Source organism: Endomicrobiales bacterium (assembly GCA_023228045.1).
GTDB lineage: Bacteria > Elusimicrobiota > Endomicrobiia > Endomicrobiales > JALOBY01 > JALOBY01.
In genome coordinates this window covers 1-22993 of the sequence record JALOBY010000009.1, presented here as the reverse complement: position 1 = coordinate 22993, position 22993 = coordinate 1, and the positions used below count along the sequence as shown (strand labels likewise).

Below are 22993 nucleotides of genomic sequence, written 5' to 3'. Positions count from 1 at the left end.
TTATAACTCTTCTGTCTGCTCAGAATGCGATGGGCGACAAATGCCGCGTTTTGAATTTTTTATAAATGACACAATTTCTTTTACCTCGTTTCCACTAAAGCCAGCTTCAATTTGGTCAAGCGCCTCGTTTAGTGTTAAGCCAGACGAAAACAATGTGCGATATGCCGATTTTATCTCTTCTATGCTTTCTTTTGAAAAACCATGCCTTTTTAGCCCTACAAGATTAAGCCCCATAAGGTGGACTCTATTACCATTGGCCTGAGCAAATGGAATAATGTCTTGCGCAACCATTGAGCCGCCGCCAATCATTACATATTTCCCAATTTTACAAAACTGATGCACCGCAACAATTCCACCTAAAATTGCATTATCACCAACCTCAACATGGCCGCCAAGTGTAGCACAATTTGCAAAAATTACCCCGTTGCCAACTACGCAGTCGTGCGCTATATGTGTGTATGCCATTAAAAGGCAATTTGAACCGATAACGGTTTTATTACTGCTTGTTGTACCCCTGTTAAGCGTGCAAAATTCGCGCACTGTTGTGTTATCGCCAATAATTATGGTGGTCTCTTCATTTTTGTACTTCAAATCTTGAGGGGCCGAACCAACTGAGGCAGAGTTGAATATTTTGCAATTATTGCCAATTTTTGCCGACTCAACAAACGCGTGCGCGCCAATTACAGTGCCTCTCTTTATTTCAGTTCTATCACCAATAAATGCGTACGGACCTATTTCAACTCCGTCTTCAATTTTTGCATTTGGGTGTATTATTGCAGTTTTATGAATCATTATTTGCCCTCTTTATCAACTATGACAAACATAAATTCTGCTTCTGTAGTTAAGTTTCCATTTACATACGCCTCGCCGCGAATTTTGCCGCCACGGTCTCTTGCACGCAAAACCTCAACCCTTAGTTCAAGCATATCACCAGGTACTACAGGCCGTCTAAACTTTACCGCATCTATTGCCATAAAATACGCCAGTTTATTTTTTAAATCTGGCCTTGAAAGAAAAAGAACACAAGAAGTTTGAGCCATTGCTTCAATAATCAATACACCAGGCATTATTGGCTGGCCAGGAAAGTGCCCCTGAAAAAAATTTTCATTGCCGCTTACACATTTATAACCTATTGCCCTTTTTACTTCTTCAACTATAACAACTTTATCAATCATTAAAAATGGGTAACGATGCGGAATAGTTTTTTGTATTGCAATTATATCTAAAACTGTTCCACCAGTTAAATTTTGTTTTTCTTGTGTGTTTTCCATTTTTCCCCTTTTTCCCTGAAGATTTCTACCGCAATGTTTTTGCAATTTCAGCGGCAAAGTTTATATTGTGGTTGTGTCCACATTTAACTGCGGTTATTTTTGCCTTAAGCGGCCTTGCCAATAAAGACAAGTCACCAATTAGGTCAAGAATTTTATGACGCACAAATTCATCTTGGAACCTAAGTGTTTTATCGGTATTACGGATGCCGTTAAAGCCAATAACAATGGCATTCATTAAATCTCCGCCTTTGGCAAGCCCATTGGCACGCAATGCCTCTATTTCGTAGTCAAAACAAAATGTACGCGCGCTGGAAAGTTCTTTAATAAAGGTATCCTGAGTTATTTCAAAACATGCCTGTTGGTGAGTAAGAAAAGGGTGTTTGTAGCCTATTGTACAATCAATTATAAATTTATCGCATGGCTCAGCTGTAATTAGCGTTTCACCGCTTTTATAGCTTATTGGAGCGGTTAATTTAATGTAATTTTGTTCTGTGGCAAACTCTTCTATGCCGGCGGCTAATATCAGGTCGCAAAATGGTTTTGCGCTCCCATCCATTACAGGCGGTTCATTATTTGTTAAGTGAATTTCTAAATTGTTTATTCCAAATGCGCTACAAACGGCAAGCACATGTTCAACTGTGTGCACTTTTGCCTCGCCACTGGCGATTGTAGTGCCCCTTACAGCAACCGTTACATTTTTAAAATCCGCCTGAATACTTGGAGCGCCGGGCAGATCGGTTCTGACAAATTTAATACCTGAGTTTTCCTTCGCAGGCACAAATGTTATTTTGCTTATGTTGCCTGTGTGAAGGCCAATACCTTTCAATGATACCGTTTTCTTAATTGTTCGCTGCCTTAACATTATTCCCTTTTTACGTATTTTTAATTAGTTTTTTTAATTTTTCATAAATATCAGGCAATTTCCGCATTATTGCATATGTTTTTAAAGTTTCCCTATGTGGCCTTGCCGGAAAACCCGAAACAACTTCACCTGAAGCAACATCTGATATCACGCCAGCTTGTGCAGCTATTGTAGCACCATCGCCAATATTAATATGCCCAACAACTCCAGCTTGTGCAGCCACAGTTACCCCATTGCCAATTTTAGTAGAACCAGCAATGCCCGACTGGGCTACAATAAAACAATTTTGCCCAATTTGTACATTGTGAGCTATTTGCACCAAATTATCTATCTTTGTTCCACTGCCAATAATTGTTTTATCAGTTGTGGCGCGGTCAATGGTAACATTTGCGCCAATTGAAACATTGTCCCCAATTTCAACTGTGCCGATTTGAGGAATTTTAAAGTGCCCCTTAGCACCAGGCACAAAACCAAAACCGTCGGAACCAATCACAGCGCCACAATGAATTATAACGTTATTGCCTAAGGTAACTCTCTCTCGCACTGTAACATTTGGATATATTAAACAATCAGAACCAATTTTTACATTTTGACCTATGTAAACATTTGCTTTAATAATTGTATTTGCACCAACGAAGGCACCACTTTCAATAACACAATTTGGGCCAATGCTTGCAGACGGGTCTAAAGTAACATTGTTATAAACAACCGCGCTATTATGCACACCAATCGGTGGATTTACTTTATTTTCTTTTTCAATAATAGAAAGTATTTTGGCAAATGCAAGGTAAGTATTTTTAACTAACACATACGGGGTGCTAATACTATCGGGTTTAAAGCTTACTAAAAGAAGCCCTGCCTTAGTTGTTTGTTGAAGCTTTAAATATTTGGGGTTTGAAACAAACGATATATCGCTTGCCGCGGCTTGCTCTAAACCCGCAGCCCCTGTTAAAATAACATTAGCATTACCTACTAGTTCGCCCGCAAGAATTTGTGATACCTCAAGTGAACTTAAGCGCATTTTAACGGCCTCTCATACGGTCTAATACTTTATCAGTTATATCTTGATATGGTTGAGCAAAAAGAATATCATTTTTATCAATAATCATTGAAATTCCCTCATCTTGCGCAACTTTATTTATTATTTGAAAAATATCTTTTAAAACTTCTGCGCTTTTACACTCTTCAAGTGTGCAAAGTTCATCTTTATTCTTTTTGTTTTTATCGGCAATTTCTGCTCTTTTCTTTTCTATGTTTATTGAAATTGCGTTATACTCACTTTGTTTTATTTTTACTTCTTCCTCTGTTGATTTGAGAAGTTCAGTCATTTTTTCTGAGGATAATGAAGAAGCTGTTGATGTACTCGCTCTTATAGATGATAATGAAGATGTGCTTTCTATTACAGGCGATTCAGTGCTTAATAGGTTCATTTTGTCTTGTGCGTCTTTTATTTCGGCTTCCTTAGCTACCAAATTACTCTGTAACTTTAAAAGCTCGTTTTCCATGGCAAGCAACTCATCTTTGCGTTTTTCAACCTCTACGGTAAATTCTTCTTTTGAGCGACTGCTAAGCGGATGTTCCACAAAAGCCCTCTCCATATCAACATAAGCAATTTTAGGCAATGAAACAGCGGCACTTTTATCTGCATCTTTTGAATTATCCAATACCTGAGTCTGCCCATCAACATTTATAGTTAGCGCAAAAGACATACTTGCGCAAAACAGCAGAATAACGAAAATAAAAATGTATTTTTTAAAGTTAATCATTAAAAAATATTTCCAATTGTAAAGTAAAACTGGCTTACCTCTTCACCGGTTTTATGGTTTAAGCCGTAACCCCAGTCAAGACGAAGAGGAAATACCGGTGTTGTAAAACGAATTCCAAAACCAACGCCGGTTTTCATATCAAAATTACCACTGCCGATATTAAAGGTAAAGTCTCCCGGATTGTCCCAACAGCCGCCCATATCCGCAAAAAATACTCCCTGAAGCATTGTTTTCTTTTTTTCCTGTACAATCGGGAACTTATATTCAACATTAAACGCCGATAATAACTTGCCGCCATTGGTCGGACCAATTTCAGTTCTGTATTGATAACCACGCACCGAATCGGCACCACCAATGTAAAAACGCTCATATATAGGCACATCTAATGAGGGGCTAAAGTTTTCTACAAGAGACACAGTTCCGTTAAATGATAAAACAAACTTCCAAAAAGTAGGGAAGAACCATGAACTTTTAATTGTAGGTTTTATAAAGTTAACACTTCCACCCAATGGACCACCTGCAAGCTGAACAGATAATGAATTTCTTGAACCTCTGGATGCATCAAAATAATTATCTCTGGTGTCATAGCTAACTTGAGATGTCAAACTTGATGTTATATCGCGCGTTGGCGCTACAGAAGCAAGTATAGATGAGTCTACATCAAAAACCGAAACATCCTCGTAAGTATAAGTGAATAGAAGACCCAAATAGTCATTTAAGCGCGGTCCTAAACCAACGCTTCCACCCTTTCTGCCTTCTCTGTATGCACCGGTAAGAGTTCCATAAGGGAGCAACCTATCTGTATTAAATATACTAAGACCCAAACTCATTGGTTTATTTAAAAACCATGGTTCTGTCCAGCTGATTTCATAGTTTTGTTTCGTTGCTCCAAACTCCCATAAAAGATTAAGTTTTTGTGCCCTGCCCAAAAGGTTCATATGTTGTACCTGAAATGTACCTACAAATTGATCAATTGAAGAATATCCGGCACCTGCCGAAAGCATACCTGGCCGGCCTTCAGCAACATTAAGTGATAAATCCATAACATCTGGTTTTTCTGTAGGCTGAATTTCAGGCTCAACTGAATCAATAAAACCTAAATTGTAAATTTTTTCAACACTACGCCTTACCTTTGATGCAGATAAAACATCACCCTCTTTTAGCAACATCTCGCGAGAAATTACAATTTCTTTCGTTTGAGTAAGGCCATCCACATAAATTCTACCAAGATAAACAACATCCCCTTCTTCAATATCAAAAGATATATTCATACGACCTGTCTCTTCATCTGGTATAAAATTTGGTTTTATTAAAGAGTGTAAATAACCCTTATCAGAATATATTTCCATTATTGCGCCACGGCTTTCTTGAAATTTTTCTTCCTTGTATATCTCCCCGTTTTTTAAAGTCACTGACTTTTTCAACTCATCGGTAGAAATCATATTGTTACCACTAAAAGTTATATCTCCAACTTTATAACGCATACCTTCGCTTACTTTAAGCGAGATGAACATTGCCGTGCGAGAAGAGTTGTAGGTTATATATGGATCGCCTACAGATGCCTGTGTGTATCCATTGTTTCTATAAAAACTTGTTATCTGTGCAGTGTCTTCTAATAATGTGTCAATGTTATAAACCTTTTTTTTCTTCGTTTTCATTAGTCCTAGCAACTTTTTTTCTTTATATACCCTTACTCCTTCCAGCTTCACATCACCTATTAGTATTTGGTTTCCCTCTGTAAGAAGAAATGTTACTGTAAGTTTATTTGTTTTTTCATCTGTTGCCTGGTAAACTTCAAGTTTAACATCGGCATAACCTTTTTCATAATATAGCTTTAATATTTTACTCTTTGACTCTTCTAAAAAAGATGCGTCAAAGTATTCCTTTTCTTTGATGGTTATCTCTTCTTTAATTTTGCCGGTTGATACTTTTTTGTTACCTTTTATAACAATTTTTTGTAAAAAAGGCTTTTCTTTAACTGTAAAAACAACTCTGCTAGTTTCGGTATCAATGCTTACTTCAGCCGACTCAAAACTCCCAGACCCAAGTAGCGTTTGTACATCTTGCGTTGCATCGTCTTGTGATAAAACCCTGCCAACCTTGGATTTCAGTTCACCTTTCAAACTTTTAGCTTTTGTGTTAATTGTACCTGTTATGTCAACAGAAGTAATTTTAAGTTGATTCAAATCATCTTTTGCAATAACAAAGGTTGAGCTAACTAATACCACAAACACCGCTGTAATGACCAGTTTCATAATTTTCATAATGAGTAATTGTACCTTTTTATTGCCTATTAAGGCAATTATTTAACAACAAGGCAAACAGGGATTGTTTACCTTGTTGCTTTGACAAAAAAAACAGAACTTAAGTTTCGTTTAATTACTTTTTTTCTTTGGCCAGCCAAAACGCCACTGCTGTTCAACTGTTATTCTTTTATCTTTTGGAGAAAGTTGATTATTATTACCGAGCTCGTATACACCTTTTATAAAAATATTATTAACCCATTGGTATGAAAAATCAAGTTCGTGGCGGAGGTCTAATTTACTCTGCGCCTGGTCAAAAGTGACAGAATATCCTAAAAGAACCTTGTCTGAGAGATACTTTTCCAAAGAGTATTTTGTGCCTGAAAGCAACTCTGGAATACTCGGGTTACCAGGTGTTTGTATTTGAGTCTGTTTTTTGGTTGGGTCATATTTAGCAGAAAAACTATCTACAAGACCAGTTTTGCGCAAAAGTTTTTTTGCAAGCGGCGTTGCAAGAGTTGAATCAAAAATGCGTAAGAGCTGTTGGCGCATAAAGAAGTCCCTATCTTCTATTGTGAATTTATCCGGGTCAACGCCTGTAGCAAGCGCAAGGGCCTTTTCAGAAGTGAGTGTTGGGTCACTTACTGAAACAAAACGAGGTTTAATACTATCAATATTATTATAATCAATAAACAGTTGAACTACGGAGCTTTCTCCTGTTGAAGGCAAAGTTATTTCTGTATCAGCATCACCCTCTAAAAATACTTTGTCATTTACAACTACCAAACGAGCGCGCCTTATTTTAAACTCATTGCCCAAATAAACAATTTCACCCCTTATTGCCTCAAGAGTACCATTTGTAACAGGTTTTGCGTCCTTTCCACTTAAATGCAAAGCGCCTTTTGCATTTACAGTTACAAATTCATTTTCGTACCATGTGTTTTTTCCTGCTTTTAAATCTAAATTCCATGTTAAATTTTTAATTAAATCCAAATCATCACTTCGCCCACCTGTGTTTTTTAATATGGAAGGATATGTGAAGTTTGTATTTTCAAGCTCAACCCAGCCGCTAAGTTCCTGCGCCTCGAGTGTTCCTGAAAAAGAAACTTTAAATCTTGGTTCCCCTTTAGAAAGAGATGATAAAACATTCCATCCATCTTTTTTTATTAATGGTGTAGGTATAGGAAGTTGTGGAATAGAGACAGGCAAACCCTTTTTACCCTCAGTATAAACAACAAAATTAAAACTATTTGGCAATAAATCTTTTAACAACATTTTTCCATCTATGCGCAACTTGGCTTCACCTGCTTTTGCAGAGAAATTTTTAACTAATACTTCATTATTTGAAAGCGTGCACTCAACATTTACATCTTTAAACTCTTTAACATACTCACTTAATGCAACTTTACCGTCGCTAATAGATAAAATACCACTAAGCACAGGATTATTGATTGTACCACTAAGAGAGACATTAAAATCTAAATTACCATCGGCTTCTTTTATTTTATAGCTAAGCCCTTTTAAAATTGAAAGCCGTCCATTTTCTATACCTAACGAAAAATTTAGTGGTTCATTCTTTAACTTTTCGTAACCGCTTTTTGTAAAGGAAAATGGGCCGCTGCCTCCACCTGAAACAATGTAATCGTCTTTCTTTATTAACCTCACACTGCTGATTGTTAAAATAGAATTTTTTACACCAAATTGAATATTGAAGTTATCTGCAGGGATCGCGGCAACCACACCATTAAAAAGATTTATACTGCCCTCAAGCGTTGGTTTTTCTAATGTCCCATTAAATAATATATTTGTATCCAGCAAACCACTAAAACGCAATGGAGAGTTAAACAATTCCGAGATAGCTTCTGCATCAACAGAACGCATACTCAACGCAATTTCAGACCTATTCTTTAGAGAAAATATTCCGTTAAGCGAAGCATATTTTTGCTTATTCCAAGATATTGAGAGTGCTTTGAAGGCATAACTTTCAGGTATAGAAAAATCTATTGACCCGTCAATGTTCAAAGGTGAGTTTGCAACCTCACTAAAACGCACTTTGTTATTTTGCAAATTAAAGGCAAATTTTGAGTTTTCAAGCTTACACTGGTTTAACCATAAATCTTTCGTGCTGACACTGCCAACAAATTCAACAGGTTTTGAGCTTTTTACAACCAAAGCACCATCAACCACCATATTGCCAAACAAATCTATTGGTCCTAAGTGCAAATTATTTAGCTTTGAAACTATATTGATTTTACCTGTATTTATATTGTATTTTGACCCTTCCAACAATGAAAACTCACTGTCGGCAATTTTTGCCAATAAAGCATCTATATAAAGAACGCCTTTGTTAAACTTAAATTCAGAGTTTAACTCATTAAGCTTTATTTTTCCAAAAGCAACATCTTTGCCGTATAGATTGCCCGATAACATATATGAGCTTGTGGAACCTTCTACTTTCAATTCACCATTAAATTTCCCATTGCAATCACTTGGAATATATAGACCAATAGACCTAAGAGCACTAATTGAAGATAAATTAAACCAAGCATCTAAGTTAATATCTTTGCTAAAACTCCCTGAAAAATTTAATTGGGTATCTTTAGCAGTTAATTTCGCATCTTTCAAAAACAAAACACCGTTTTGGTAGTTTGCCAAACCAGAGCTTGCATAAGAAAGGTTTTTATACCGCGCAGAAACCGTTTGAAATTTAGCAGAAACTATCGGATTTTTAACAGACCCAAAAACTGAAGCGGTGCCACTTAAAGCGCCCTGCAAATCTTTTTGCAGCAAATTAAGCGGTAAGAAAGTAAATTGTGTATTTGCCTCTACTTTATTTTCTATTAAATCATACTTAAATGACCCTCTAGCATAACCCTTGAATAAAAAATCATTTAGCTTAAGCGCGGCAGTTGAAAGTACAATTTCCGACTTAAATTCAGTTTTCTTAAAACCATTTAATAACAAATCTTTAGCCAAAACACTCCCTCTGAAAGTTTTTGCATCAATATCTAAATTACCTTTTGTGGCAAGTTTTGTGTTTAAAACAAAGTTGTTTATTTTAAAACCACTTATTTTTGAAACAAGGTTAAAGTTTTCCTTTTTTTTCTTTAAATTTGCCGCGAAATTCATTTCTAATACTTTTTTATTATTTAAACTAAGCGCAAGTTCTTTAACATCAAGTTCTTTATGGTTAATTTCCGCAAGTATTTTGGCACTATCAAAACCACTGGAAGCTGTGTTTAAACCTCCAACATATAACTGAGCTTTTGCCTTATCTTGCTCACATTCGAAACTGCCACTTAAATAGCCGCTTAAATTACTTAAGCTTTTAACGAAGATAGGCAATAACTTTTTAATGCTAATTTTTTTAAACTTACCATTATAAATATCCCCATTTGCATTATGTGAATAATTGAATGCAAGTTCATTATTTGCGCTAAGCAATGAGAATAAAATTGTGTTTGCGTTTTTTATTGAGCTAAAATTAAACGAAAGCGGCTCTGATGCATTAACCGAAGCACTATTAAGCAACCCGTAAACGAAGCCATTTCCCGCGCTATAACTGCCACTTGCAACCAAAACGCCACATGGATTTTCGTAGCCATCAAAATATAACGGTAAAGCAGATAAATTGATATCGTAAATATTAAAATTTACCACCCCAGTAGTAGAAATTACATCTGCGGAAAGTTTGCCATTGTTGATTAGTCGGGCTGAAAAATATGCCGATGTAGATAATTCAGATATAAAAGTTAGTTTTTTGTCAGGAACACTAATATTACATTGCGCTATATTGCCATTTTTGCCACTTTCTATACGGCAAACCAAGTCTGATATATGAGCTTTATTGATACGAACATCTTTTGTACTGCCATCAAAAGTAAATACACCATCTTTTATCCATCCTGCAAAATCTACTTTGCCGGACGATTGAGTATTTAGACCAGCTAAGTTGAGAAAAAAAATTAAGTTTAAGTTTTTAATGTTCTCACCTGAAAGGTTCATACTCATTGAACTTGCAGAAATAAGGTTAAAACTTAATCCATTGGAATTTGAAAACACAAACATTCCAGATGAGTCTTTTAACTCAAAATCAGATATTTTTATGAGCGGTAAATTTAGCCGGGCATTTAGCCCATCTTTCGTAACCTCACCATGAGAGGCCAAAAGCACAGAAGCATTATCACTTTTCGCCTGAATATCTAAATCAAATGTATTTTGAGCCGCTTTTAAAAAGTTGGCATTAATAGAGAAACCTTTAATATCTAAAGAAAGCTTTGCGCTTATCTCTTGTTGTTTTAAATACAATTTACCTTTAAGATTTTTTATTTGTGTACCGCGATAAAGCACCGAACCATCTTCAAAAGAAAGCGAAATATCTGCCATATTATTATTTTGCACTTTTGAAGAGCTGAGTTTTTTAACCAACGCATCAAACTCAGGAGTGTAGTTTAACTGTGGAGAGCTTAGGTGAATAAAGGCAATTGCGGAGAGCTTATCTTTTGAAAAGATAAGCTTAATTGGGTTTAAAAATAGATAAACTTTTTTGCAACTGAAAAAATTACCAACTTGCAAATCATTTATTGAAAGGCGATTAAGTGGTTTATATTCAACACTTGATATTTTTACACTATTGCCAAGATAATTCTCTAAAGCATAAGTTACAGGTACTTCAATAAACTTTAGCCGAATGGCTAAAAACAATATAATTGCCAAAACTAATGGCAATAATAAAAGTAAAAATAGAGTTTTTTTTCGCATTTGTCACATTTCAACCCATATTTTGCAATAGGGTTTAAACACACTATCTTTCATAAATTGGAACACCTGTAAGGCTAGTAAGTTCCCTAAATTCTTTTATAAGTTTAAGTGTAAGTTTTCCTGGTTTACCATTATTGATTACGCGAGCATCTACCTTAACAACAGGTATTATCTCTGCCCCTGTACCTGTAAGAAAACATTCATCTGCAGTGTAAACATGGTAAGTTGTAAATACATCTTCACGAACAGTAAGTTTTAATTTGTTACGAGCAAGCTCTATAACGGCACCACGCGTTATCCCCTCAAGAGCCCCTACCCAAGACGGCGGAGTAAACAAAACATTGTTTTTTACAATGAAAATATTATCACCTGTACACTCTGCCACATAACCGTTGGAATCGAGCATAATTGCTTCTTCCACACCAGCAAGGTTTGCCTGCATTTTGGCCATTATGTTGTTTAAATAATTTAAGGATTTTATGCACGGGTTAAGCGAATCAGGAATGTTTCTTCTGGTAGAAACAGTTACAATATCTAGACCATTTGTATAAAACTCTTCGGGATAAAGTCTAATTTTATCGGCAATAATAAATATTGTAGGACGAGAACATTTGCGAGGGTCTAACCCTAAATCGCCAACACCTCTTGTAACAACCACTCTAATATAAGCGTCTTTTAACTTATTGGCGCGCAATGTATCAAGAATGGCATTTTCCATTCCGACCTTAGTCATTTCAATAACCAAATTAATAACATGCGCTGAGCTATAAAGGCGGTCTAAATGCTCACGCAGACGGAAAACCCTGCCATTATAAGCGCGAATACCTTCAAATACTCCATCACCATAAAGCAAACCATGATCAAATACTGAAACCTTTGCGTCTTCTTTTTCAAGCAACTTACCATCAAGATAAATCTTCATTTATTAACTCCTTAACTTAATCAATTTATATTTTGCCTAACATTTTCAATTTTTCCATCGCGCATTTGAAATGTATGTTTTGTGCGCTGCGCTATTTCCTCATTGTGTGTTACAAGTACCAACGATATTTTTTTTTCTTCACATAGCGAAAACAATAAATTTTCAACTAAAACACCTGTTTCTCTGTCAAGATTACCGGTTGGCTCATCAGCCAATATTATATCTGGCGAGTTTATTAGTGCCCTTGCAAGTGCCGCCCGTTGGGCTTCCCCGCCTGAAAGCTGCGATGGTAAATGCTGGCTTCTATTTTCTATTCCTAAAACTTTTAAAAGATTTATCGCTGTTGATAATTTTTCTGCTCTGGTTTCCCAAGATGGCAAAAGTATGTTTTCAAGTACAGTAAACTCAGGAAGCAGATGGTGAAATTGAAAAAGAAAACCTAATTTGCTCTTTCGTATAGATGCTTTTTGCGCACTACTCATTGCACTTGCATTTACACCATCAAAAACAACATTGCCACTTGATGGAGTATCCATAAGGCCAATTATATGCAATAGAGTGCTTTTACCCGCGCCTGATGGCCCTATTACCGATACAGCATCACCAGAATTCAGCACTAAACTAACATTTTTTAATGCAATTACATTTTGGCTAAAACCAGTATTATATTCTTTTGATATATTTTCAAGAACAATGTTCATATTAATATCTAATTGCCTCTATAGGGTCTAACTTAGATGCCTTTATAGCCGGGTAAAGCGCTGCAAAAGCCGAAATAATAAATGCACAAATAGCCACAAGAGCTATATCGCCGGGAACAATTTTAACAGGAAGCTTATCTATATAATAAACCTCAGCCGGCAAATGTATAAACTGATATTTTTTTAACAACAAACTTAATCCAATTCCAACTGTTAAACCAATACCTGTGCCAAGCGAACCAATTATAACACCTTCAATAAAAAATATTCTGCCAATTGCTCCCCTTTTGAAACCCAAAGCGCACAGCATACCTATTTCTTTTGATTTTTCCATAGTTAAGAGCAGTAAATTTGAAACCGTGTTAAATGCCGCAACCAATACAATAAGGGTAAGAATTATAAACATCATTATTTTTTCTAACTCTAATGCTGAGAATAAATTTCTGTTTAAATCCTGCCATGAGCGCACTGCAAAAGCAGGCCCCAAAGAACCCCTTAAAAGTTTTGAAAAAACCGCACTATTTCCTATGTTTGATAATGTCACACTAATACCGGAAACTGCATTTTCGCCAACACCAAACAAGCGGCCGGCAGATGCGATATTGGTATAAAAAAGATTTGAATCATATTCATACATACCTGAATGCATAATTGCGCAAACTTTTAATTTTTCCACGCGAGGCATAAAGCCAAGCTCTCCGGGGGCCATAGCAACAACACTATCACCAATAGAAACACCCAGGTTTTTTGAAAGCTCGCTGCCAAGTATAGCGCCATTATCTTCTATTATACTAATTCCACTTGCGGGTTTAATAATTTTTTTTGAAAGTTTTGCTATTGTATTTTCACTATCCCAATTAATACCTTTTATAACAGCGCCGGAAGTTGCAAACCTGCTTCTTAAAATAGCCTGCCCAAAAATAAATGGAGCAACACCTTGCACACCTTTAAAACTTTTTATTTTATTCATTGTATCTTGCGGATTATAAAGCGGACTTTGGTCAAATGAAGTTATCATTATATGTGGTTGTAAGCCAAGAATTTTTTCTTTTATATCAGCGTGAAAGCCGCTCATAACCGAAAGAGTAATAATTAGCGCGGCAACACCAAGGGCAACACCCCCAACCGCTATGAATGTGGTTATAATGGCGTAAAAACCCTTTCTTTTTGCTTTTAAGTAACGAATCGCTATAAATAGTTCAACTGGCATTTTATGGCCTTAGAAGCGGAAATAGGATAACTTCTCTGATACTCTCAGTGTTTGTTAGGAACATCACCAATCTATCAATACCTATGCCAAGCCCGCCTGTTGGAGGCAACCCATGCTCAAGGGCAATAATGTAATCATCATCATACGGTTGGGCTTCCTCATCACCTTTTGCTTTATTACTAACCTGCTCAAGAAAGCGCTCTCTTTGGATTATCGGGTTGTTAAGCTCTGAGTAAGCATTGGCAATTTCTTGCCCGTTTATGTATAGCTCAAAACGCTCAGCGACAACAGGGTCACTGGCTTTTGGTTTTGCCAATGGCGAATGCACTGACGGATAATCTAAAACAAAAGTCGGCTCAATAAGTTTGTTAAGCGCTCTTTGGTCAAATATGGCATCTATAATTTTTTTGTCTGAGGCATCTGGCGCAACATCAAGTTTTAATTCAATTGCCAGCTCTTTTAACTTCCCACTTTCAAAAGCACTACGCACATCGCGCCCTGTGCACTCCTGCAAAAGGTCAAATAAGCGCACTCGTTTAAATGGTGTTTTTATTTCAAAGTTAACAGCTTTTGCAGCAGACGAAATAAGAATTTCGCAAATGTCCATCATTGTGTTGTAGTCGGCATATGCCTGATACAACTCTAGCATTGTAAACTCAGGGTTATGTGTTCTATCTATTCCTTCATTTCTAAATTGGCGTCCGATTTCATAAACTTTTTCAAGGCCGCCAACAACAAGCCTTTTTAGATAAAGTTCTGGAGCAATTCTCATAAAAAGTTCTATACTTAACGCATTGTGAAATGTTTTAAAAGGCCGCGCTGCCGCACCGCCTGGTATTGACTGCATTATCGGCGTTTCAACTTCTAAAAAACCTTTTTGCTCAAGCACATTTCTGAAAGTTGATATAATTAAGCTTCTTTTAACGAACACATCTTTAACATCCGGGTTTGCAATAAGGTCTAAATATCTTTGACGGTAACGAGTTTCAACATCTTTTAGCCCATGCCATTTTTCGGGCAATGGCCTTATTGCCTTAGTAAGGAACTGCCAGCTAAAAACCTGTAATGTCAGTTCGCCCGTTCTTGTTCTAAACGGCAAACCGCTAACATTAATAAAATCACCGATATCCACGGTTTCTTTAAATAAAACAAATGAATCACCTTCAAGCTGGTCTTTTTTTATGTAAAGCTGTATTTTACCTGTGGCATCGTTAATATTTATAAAACACGCCTTTCCCATATCGCGCATAGAAATTATCCGCCCATTAACGCTAAATTTGTCAGGGGAAGATGCTCCTATTTCCAAACTTAAAAATTTATCTAAAATGATTTTAATGCTTGTAGATTGCGGGCTTATAGCCGGAAATGGGTTTACCCCTGCCAACTCAAGCTTTTTAAGTTTTTGTGTTCTTACATCAATAATCTGTTCAATTGGGGTTAAAATCTCTGTCATAAATACCTCAAAATACATTAAATTTTGTTGGAATTTTACCTTTTTAGCTCAGTGTTGTCAAAAGAGTTTTACTTTGATATTTCAGGAATGTTACTACAATTAAATTGTCAAACAGCTTTTTTAAAATATGTAAGAGCTATTTTGTTAGTTTCCACTGCAGGTAAGCAGAGATAAATTTATCAATATCTCCGTCCATAACGGCATCTACCTGAGAAGTTTCTGCCTCTGTTCTGTGATCTTTTACAAGCTGATATGGCATAAACACATACGACCTTATTTGATTACCCCACTCTATTGAACCTTTCTCGTTATAATGCTTTTCTACCGATTTTCTAAGTTTGTCTTGTTCTGCTTCATATAGTTTAGATTTAAGCAACTTCATTGCCGTTAAGCGGTTTTTGTGCTGAGATCTATCGGTCTGACAAGCAACAATTATGCCACTTGGAATATGTGTTATGCGAATTGCCGACTCAGTTTTGTTTACATGCTGGCCGCCAGCGCCAGATGCCTTATATGTGTCAACTTTCAAATCTTTTTCTTCAATTACAATGTTAATATCATCGTCAATTTCCGGTATAACATCAAGCGAAGCAAAAGAAGTGTGGCGCCTTTTATTTGCGTCAAATGGCGATATACGCACAAGGCGGTGAACCCCAAGCTCCGATTGCAAAAAACCATAAGCATACTCGCCTTTTATCAAAAATGTGGCACTTTTTAACCCCGCCTCATCACCAGAAAGCGCATCTATAAGTTCAAGTTGGAAACCTTTTTTTTCTGCCCAGCGGGAATACATTCTATAAAGCATTTGAGCCCAATCGCACGATTCAGTTCCGCCAGCCCCTGCATGCAACGAAACTATGGCATTACTTTTATCGTGCGGGCCAGATAGCTTTAATATAGTTTCAATGGCGAGCGTTCTTTGTGCTAAACTTTGCACACCAAAAGTAATTTCAGTGTCTATGCTTTCATCGCCTTCTTCAGCATACATCTGACGCAATGAAATTAACTCTTCAACTTCTTTGTTTAATGCCTGCCATTCATTGACAGCTTTTTTTAAGGCATTAAGTTTGCCCATCTGCTCTTTTGCATTTTCAGGATTGTTCCAAAAATCAATAGCTGAAGCTGCTCTTTCAAGCTCAAGTATTGTCTCTTTTTTACGGTCAATTTCAAAGAGACCTCCCAAGCAAAATTATTTTTTCTTTTAATTCATCAAGCATAATTACCCCTATTTAACCTGAATATCGCAATTTGGTTTTAAACCTTTTTTTCTGAAATAAATTAAAAACAACAGCGCAAGAAGCGCAATTTTATTAAACAACCCTGGCAACCTTGTGTAAAAAGTTAAACCGGTACATGGGTATACTTCGTACATGAGCGTAGCATTTTTAAATTTTGGCAAAATTATATTTATTTTTCCTCTTTCATCAATAAAACCGGAAATTCCACCGTTGCCTGCAACAACTACCGGCCTGCGGTTTTCTACAGCACGAAATACATTTAATACAAAATGTTGTTCTAACGCAGATGTGTCATAAAACCACGCATCGTTGGTTTGGTTAAGCAAAACCTGTGCCCCATTGGTGACAAAACGCGCAATAGATTGCGCAAAAAAATTCTCAGAACATATAGTTGGAGCTATGAGTGTTTTTGCGGCGAAAAAGCTTTCATGTTCAAAACCCTTAGAGTAATCACCCATATCACCAACTATTGCAAAAAATGGCTGAATGTACTTACGCAATGGTATGTATTCGCCAAAAGGCACCAGATGCGTTTTCTTATGCACCCCTACTAACTCACCAGCAGGATTAAAAACAGCAGAAACGTTAAAATACGCGCCATTTTCACTAACCAAAGTGCCAACAACATTGTATGCAGAACTTGCCTCAAAACTTTTACTTGCCCATGAAAAAAACTCGTTTTTTGCAAATAAGTCATCCGGCAAAGCAGTTTCCGGCCAAACAATAAGCTCAGGTTTAGTGCTTTTAGTTAGACCATTTAGCAAACTTAAATATTTTTGCAATATTTCATTTTTAAAATCCGGGTTCCACTTTTCATTCTGGCTTATGTTTGTTTGAACAACGGCAACGTTAACGCTGTTTCCAAGGCGCCACTTTTTTGTATCTAAATTAGTTCCAATAAACACAGCTAATAATAAAACAGAAGATGCAAAAAATAGGTAACCAACTTTTTTATCTTTTATTGCATACCAAAGAGACAGGTTAAAAAACACCAGGAGAAAAGATATTCCCTCAACTCCACAAAATTCACTAATTTGCAATAATTCATTAAAATTCCACTGTGAATGTCCAAGTAAAAGCCACGGGAAACCGGTAAATAAATTAGAACGCGAATACTCAATTATTACCCATAAAAACGCAAGAAATAAAATTACCCAATAACCCTTCGTATTCTCAATTGCTTTTAAACGCGAACACATTAGCCATAGCGCAATAAACAATGCCATATATATAGCTAACAACAAAAAACATACAATGGCCTGAGCCACACCTCCGCCGGCAAGATTGACAGTCGGGAAAACCCAATAAAGCGCAGGTAGATATGCAGCCAAACCCGCTAATAGCCCATAATAAAATGCCTCTTTGGCACTAGATTTATAGGTTGCAAACAGTACCGGCACAAGTGCAATCCATGCTAAAAAAAATAGATTTTGAGCAGGCAATGACAGAAACAGTAAAAGCCCTGATGTTATTGCTAAGAGATGTTTTACCAATAGGTTGGGTTTCACAATTTATTTTATAGGTTAGCTTTGCGAATGCCTTCACTAAGAAGCACTGCCTCGGCAATGTCTCTCATAGTGCGCCGTAAATCCATAGCTTGCCTTTGTAAGAAACGAAAGGCCTCTTCTTCATTCATATTTTTCAAACGCATAAGTATACCTTTTGCTCTGTCAATAAGCTTTCTGGTTTCAAGAGCTTCCTTTGTGACATTTGCCTCTTCAATAAGGCGAGTGTTCACAATTGCAACAGCTGCCTGGTTTGCAATTGTAGATAACAGATTTATTTCGTCAGAAGAAAAGTCGTGTTCTACCGTTGTGTAACAGTTTATTACACCTATTGGTTTATTTTTAAATATCATTGGAACCGCCAACATAGAGCGCAAACCTTCTTTTTTTGCAATTTCAGGGTAGGTATAATTTGGATCTTTTGTAACATCAGCAACTACAATAGAGCGTTTTTCTATTATGGACTTCCCAGCCACAGATTTGGCTATATTTATCGGCGGCTTCATTTTATATTCATCAGAAAGTGATTGGGTTGCTTCAATTTTAAGTTCACCCGTTTTCTCGTTAAGCAACATAAGCGAACATATTTTTGAGTTCATCATCTGCGCACTCATTGTTACAATTAGTTGTAGTATCTCTTTTAAATACATACCCGAAACTATTGTGTTAGAAAGCTTTGCAATAACCTCAATTTGTTTCTCTTTGTTATTTGCAATCTGCTCTAAACGCATTCTTTCAATTGCCGATGAAATATGAGCAGCAATGTTGGTTAGAATATCAACATGGCTTGATGTAAACTTGGTGCTTTTTTTATTGAAGATATTTACAACGCCGCTTGGGTTTGAATCTAACATAATTGGAACTGAAAGAAGAGCTTCGTACTTATCTTCAGGAATATTTTTTACAAACTTAAAACGAGGGTCTTTATAGGCATTGCCGCAAAGTACAGCAGGCTCTCGGTGCGCGGCCACCCATCCCGTAATTCCATGCCCGGTTTCAAGGCGAACTTTGCCAATCTGGTTTGGATGTGGCGGGTATGCGCCAAGCAATACAAGATCGGTTTTTGTATCTGAAAGCAAATAAATTAAGCAACTGTCTGCGTTAATAAAATCAGCAAGTAGTTTACTTAGCTGTTGAAGCAATGTGGCAAGGTCTTCAGCTTTGCCGAGTATATCAATTACCCCATGCAGGAAAGCCACTTCTCTTTGTAAAATTTTCAGAGTTGGTTTTAAACTTTGTTTTTTTGGTTTGTTTTTTTTGTTAGTTTTCATTTATTTGCCACAACACTTCTTATATTTTTTCCCGCTGCCACATGGACAAGGGTCGTTTCTGCCAAGTTTATCTTTTAAGTCAACTTTTTGTGAGTTTTGAGCTAATATTCCAAGATTATTTTTTTCTTTTGGGCGCTGCAAATTTTCATCAGATTTGGCAACTTGCACAGCGGCTCTTTCTTGCACAAGTTCAACATTAAAAATGTATTCCAATGATGCTTCGCGGATACGGCACATCATTTGTTCAAACATCTCAAATGACTCTTTTTGATATTCTATTAATGGATCTTTGTTGCCATAAGCTCTAAGACCAATACCTTTTTTTACCTGATCTAAGTCGTAAAGGTGCTCTTTCCATGCGGTATCAATAATCATAAGCAAAATTCTTCTTTGCACCTCGTTAAACTGTTCAGCACTTACTAAATTAGTACGCAAAGTATAATTGGTATTTATTTTTTCTTGTACAAGCGCTTTTAAACCTTCTTGACGCAATTGCAGCATTTCGTCATGTGCCAAAGCAAGCTTACAATTAAAAGTTTTTGTAAGCCATGTTTCTAAGTTCAGCCACTCCCATTGCTCGGGGTATTGCTTTGCAGGGGCCCATTGATTAATTTTTTCATCAATGGCTTCCTCAAGCATGACAGCCACTATTGAGCTAATATCTTCCCCTGCCAATATACTGGCTCTTAAGCGATAGACAACCTCGCGCTGTTTGTTCATAACATTGTCATATTCCAACAGTTGTTTTCTTATGTCAAAGTTCATCCCTTCAACTTTTTTTTGCGCATTTTCTATGGCTTTTGAAATCCATGGGTGCTGAATATCTTCACCATCTCTCATACCAAGTTTTTGCATAACCGTAGAAATTCTTTCTGAACCAAAAAGTCTCATTAATTCATCTTCAAGCGAAAGGTAAAAACGCGATGACCCGGGGTCACCCTGCCTGCCAGAACGCCCTCTGAGCTGATTATCAATTCTTCGTGACTCATGGCGTTCTGTACCTAAAATATGCAAACCACCAAGTGCTATTACTTCCTGCGACTCACCTTCAACCGGCGGTGTTCCACCAAGAACAATGTCGGTACCGCGGCCGGCCATATTTGTTGCTATTGTTACAGAACCCTTTTTACCGGCCTGCGAAATAATTTGTGCTTCCATTTCGTGATATTTGGCATTTAACACCTGATGAGGAATACCTTTGCGCCTAAGAATTGCAGAAACTCTTTCTGACTTTTCTATAGAGCGCGTACCAACCAAAACCGGCTGACCTTTTTTCCACAAATTCTCAATTTCACAAACAACAGCCTCGTATTTCTCGCGTTCCGTGCGATAAATAATATCTACATGGTCAACGCGAATCATCTTTTTATTAGTTGGCACTTCTACAACCGCAAGCTTGTAAATTTGCCAAAATTCCTGCGCTTCAGTTACGGCGGTACCAGTCATACCGGAAATTTTTTTGTACATCTTAAAGAAATTTTGAAAAGTGATGGTTGCAAGTGTTTGGTTTTCTTCTGCTATGCGCATATTTTCTTTTGCTTCAACTGCCTGATGCAAACCTTCCGACCAACGACGACCCGGCATAAGCCGCCCGGTAAATTCATCTACAATTATAACTTCACCGTCTTTAAGAACATATTGCACATCTTTTTGGTAAAGGTTATGTGCCCTTATCGCCTGTGTTAAATGGTGCACCCACTCTGCTTGCACATCGTCGTATATATTTTTCACGCCAAGCAATTTTTCAGCTTTGCTTACCCCTTGATCTGTCATTACTACGGTGTGATTTTTTTCGTCAACTATGTAATCAAAACCAACGCCAAGCTCAATGCCTTTATATTTTGCATCAATTTCTTCTGACTCGGTAATTTTTCTGCCTTTTAACATTGGAACAAGACGGTTACAAATGTAGTATTTATCGGTTGATTCTTCGGCAGGGCCTGAAATAATTAATGGGGTTCTTGCCTCGTCAATTAAAATTGAGTCAACTTCGTCAACGATTGCATAGTTAAGCTCACGCAAAACTTTTTCATCTAAAGTGACAACCATGTTATCTCTAAGGTAATCAAAACCAAGTTCATTGTTGGTTACATAAGTAATGTCGCTGGCATAAGCAGCACGACGCCTTGTAGCACGCATATCGTGCCCAACACAATCAACACTAAGTCCTAAAAACTCAAAAACAGGGCCCATCCATGCGCGGTCACGGTTTGCAAGGTAATCATTAACGGTAACAATGTGAACACCTTTGCCCTCTAAAGCATTTAAATACGCGGCAAGTGTAGCAACAAGTGTTTTACCTTCACCTGTACGCATTTCCGCAATACGACCCGTGTGCAAAACATAACCACCCATCAGCTGTGTGTCAAAATGCCTTAAGCCAATAGTTCTTTTTGATGCCTCACGCACGCAGGCAAACACCTCAGGATAAATATCATCAAGTTTTTGGCCTTGTTTTATACGATCACGAAACTCCTGTGTTTTTGCTTTTAAAGCTTCGTCGGAAAGTGCAGTAATTTGCTCTTCAAAAACATTTACCTGACCCACAATCGGATATAATTTTTTTACAACGCGATCATTGGGTGAGCCAAAAAGTGCATAAATAATTTTTTTAAACATAAATAATCTTTTTCCTTTTGCAAAATACGAGTTAAAATTTTGCCTATTCTACTAAATTATAATAACTGGCGCAAATATCTCTCCGACGCTACGCCATATTTTTTCATTCCCATCCCACCATCGGGCGGGATTAGCTGAAATCCAGATTTATTTAAACCGCGGGGCTATCCTGCCCCACCGGCCTTGGTGGTCAGACATCCTTGACCACGACACTCAAGGACATGCCCTCGCCGAAATCCCCACAAAATACTTATTCATTATCAGCCAAAGTGGGTAATAAATAAAAAAAGAAGCTGGGCATAATGCAATGCACAGCTTCCTTTTGCTGATATTTTGAATATTATATTTTTTTTACATTAGATGCTTTTGGGCCTTTATCTGATTCAATTATATCAAACTCAACGGTGTCACCTTTTTCTCATTTTATATCCATTTATTTGATGGACAATTATTCTGCAACACCTTTGCATTGCAACGCTTTTACACAAAATAATAATTTATTCTGTCAACTAAATTATTGTCTATAAAACACTGTAACTTTAATTATTTTATTTTGTTATAAAGATCTGAAAGTTCAATTGCACTTTCAACCGCTTCAGCGCCTTTATTGCCCGACTTTGTGCCTGCTCTTTCAATTGACTGCTCAAGGTTATCTGTTGTAAGTACACCAAAAATAACAGGAACACTGCTTTCCATACCAACTTGTGCAACACCTTTTGCAACCTCTGAGGAAACATAATCAAAATGCGGGGTTTCCCCTCTTATTACACACCCAAGACAGATAACTGCATTGAACCTTTTACTTTCGGCAACTTTTTTTGCAGTTGCAGGAATTTCAAATGACCCCGGAACCCAGAACACCTCTAAATCACTTTCATTACCGCCATGACGCACAAAAGAATCTATTGCGCCACCAAGTAATTTGGATGTAATAAACTCATTAAAGCGAGATATTACAACACCAAACTTTTTACCTTTTGCATCCAACATACCTACAGTTGTTTTAACCATACTGCCTCCCATTTGTGCTAAGTTTTTTCTTATATATTTATTACAGTTACTCAATTAAATGTAAACTAAAAACTAAAACCGTGTCATTGCGGGCATAATACTCAAAAAGTGTTGCTATTTTTGATAGTTTTGAAGTAGCAAAACCATTTTAAGTAACTAA

Annotated in this window: 16 protein-coding genes; all 16 read right to left on the bottom strand. The window is 36.9% G+C overall.

Annotated features, from left to right (window positions below):
• Complete coding sequence (gene lpxA, locus M0Q46_03100) at positions 1-792, bottom strand: acyl-ACP--UDP-N-acetylglucosamine O-acyltransferase (protein MCK9582596.1); 792 nt, start codon at positions 790-792, stop codon at positions 1-3.
• A complete protein-coding gene (fabZ, locus tag M0Q46_03095; GenBank protein ID MCK9582595.1) occupies positions 792-1271 on the bottom strand; it encodes a 3-hydroxyacyl-ACP dehydratase FabZ in 480 nt (159 codons plus the stop codon). The genes lpxA and fabZ overlap by 1 nt, the downstream gene beginning before the upstream one ends.
• Positions 1272-1296: 25 nt before the next feature.
• Positions 1297-2133: a UDP-3-O-acyl-N-acetylglucosamine deacetylase gene (gene lpxC / locus M0Q46_03090; protein ID MCK9582594.1), complete on the bottom strand. Its 837-nt coding sequence runs from the start codon at positions 2131-2133 to the stop codon at positions 1297-1299.
• Between the two features lie 10 nt (positions 2134-2143).
• Positions 2144-3154 (bottom strand): UDP-3-O-(3-hydroxymyristoyl)glucosamine N-acyltransferase, encoded by a 1011-nt coding sequence (gene lpxD / locus M0Q46_03085; GenBank protein ID MCK9582593.1) that lies wholly within the window; start codon positions 3152-3154, stop codon positions 2144-2146.
• Between the two features lies 1 nt (position 3155).
• A complete protein-coding gene (locus tag M0Q46_03080) occupies positions 3156-3899 on the bottom strand; it encodes an OmpH family outer membrane protein (protein MCK9582592.1) in 744 nt (247 codons plus the stop codon).
• Positions 3899-6163, bottom strand: coding sequence for an outer membrane protein assembly factor BamA (gene bamA, locus M0Q46_03075; protein ID MCK9582591.1), 2265 nt, complete (start codon positions 6161-6163; stop codon positions 3899-3901). The genes M0Q46_03080 and bamA overlap by 1 nt, the downstream gene beginning before the upstream one ends.
• 111 nt (positions 6164-6274) lie before the next feature.
• A complete protein-coding gene (locus M0Q46_03070; GenBank protein ID MCK9582590.1) occupies positions 6275-10903 on the bottom strand; it encodes a translocation/assembly module TamB domain-containing protein in 4629 nt (1542 codons plus the stop codon).
• Between the two features lie 43 nt (positions 10904-10946).
• Entirely contained in the window at positions 10947-11825 is an 879-nt protein-coding gene (gene ilvE, locus M0Q46_03065) for a branched-chain-amino-acid transaminase (GenBank protein ID MCK9582589.1), read from the bottom strand.
• A 20-nt stretch (positions 11826-11845) separates the two neighbouring features.
• Positions 11846-12526 carry an ABC transporter ATP-binding protein gene (locus M0Q46_03060; GenBank protein MCK9582588.1) on the bottom strand — a complete coding sequence of 227 codons (681 nt, stop codon included), beginning with the start codon at positions 12524-12526 and terminating at the stop codon, positions 11846-11848.
• Position 12527: 1 nt separating this feature from the next.
• Entirely contained in the window at positions 12528-13736 is a 1209-nt protein-coding gene (locus M0Q46_03055) for an ABC transporter permease (GenBank protein ID MCK9582587.1), read from the bottom strand.
• Between the two features lies 1 nt (position 13737).
• Positions 13738-15189: a lysine--tRNA ligase gene (gene lysS / locus M0Q46_03050; GenBank protein MCK9582586.1), complete on the bottom strand. Its 1452-nt coding sequence runs from the start codon at positions 15187-15189 to the stop codon at positions 13738-13740.
• 136 nt (positions 15190-15325) lie between these two features.
• Positions 15326-16372, bottom strand: coding sequence for a peptide chain release factor 2 (gene prfB, locus M0Q46_03045; protein ID MCK9582585.1), 1047 nt, complete (start codon positions 16370-16372; stop codon positions 15326-15328).
• A 42-nt stretch (positions 16373-16414) separates the two neighbouring features.
• Positions 16415-17935: an apolipoprotein N-acyltransferase gene (lnt, locus tag M0Q46_03040; GenBank protein ID MCK9582584.1), complete on the bottom strand. Its 1521-nt coding sequence runs from the start codon at positions 17933-17935 to the stop codon at positions 16415-16417.
• 8 nt (positions 17936-17943) lie between these two features.
• Positions 17944-19203 (bottom strand): GAF domain-containing protein, encoded by a 1260-nt coding sequence (locus M0Q46_03035; protein MCK9582583.1) that lies wholly within the window; start codon positions 19201-19203, stop codon positions 17944-17946.
• A complete protein-coding gene (gene secA, locus M0Q46_03030) occupies positions 19204-21822 on the bottom strand; it encodes a preprotein translocase subunit SecA (GenBank protein MCK9582582.1) in 2619 nt (872 codons plus the stop codon). It abuts the gene before it with no gap.
• A 543-nt stretch (positions 21823-22365) separates the two neighbouring features.
• Positions 22366-22812, bottom strand: a complete 447-nt coding sequence (ribH, locus tag M0Q46_03025; protein ID MCK9582581.1) for a 6,7-dimethyl-8-ribityllumazine synthase — start codon at positions 22810-22812, stop codon at positions 22366-22368.
• Positions 22813-22993 lie beyond the last annotated feature (181 nt).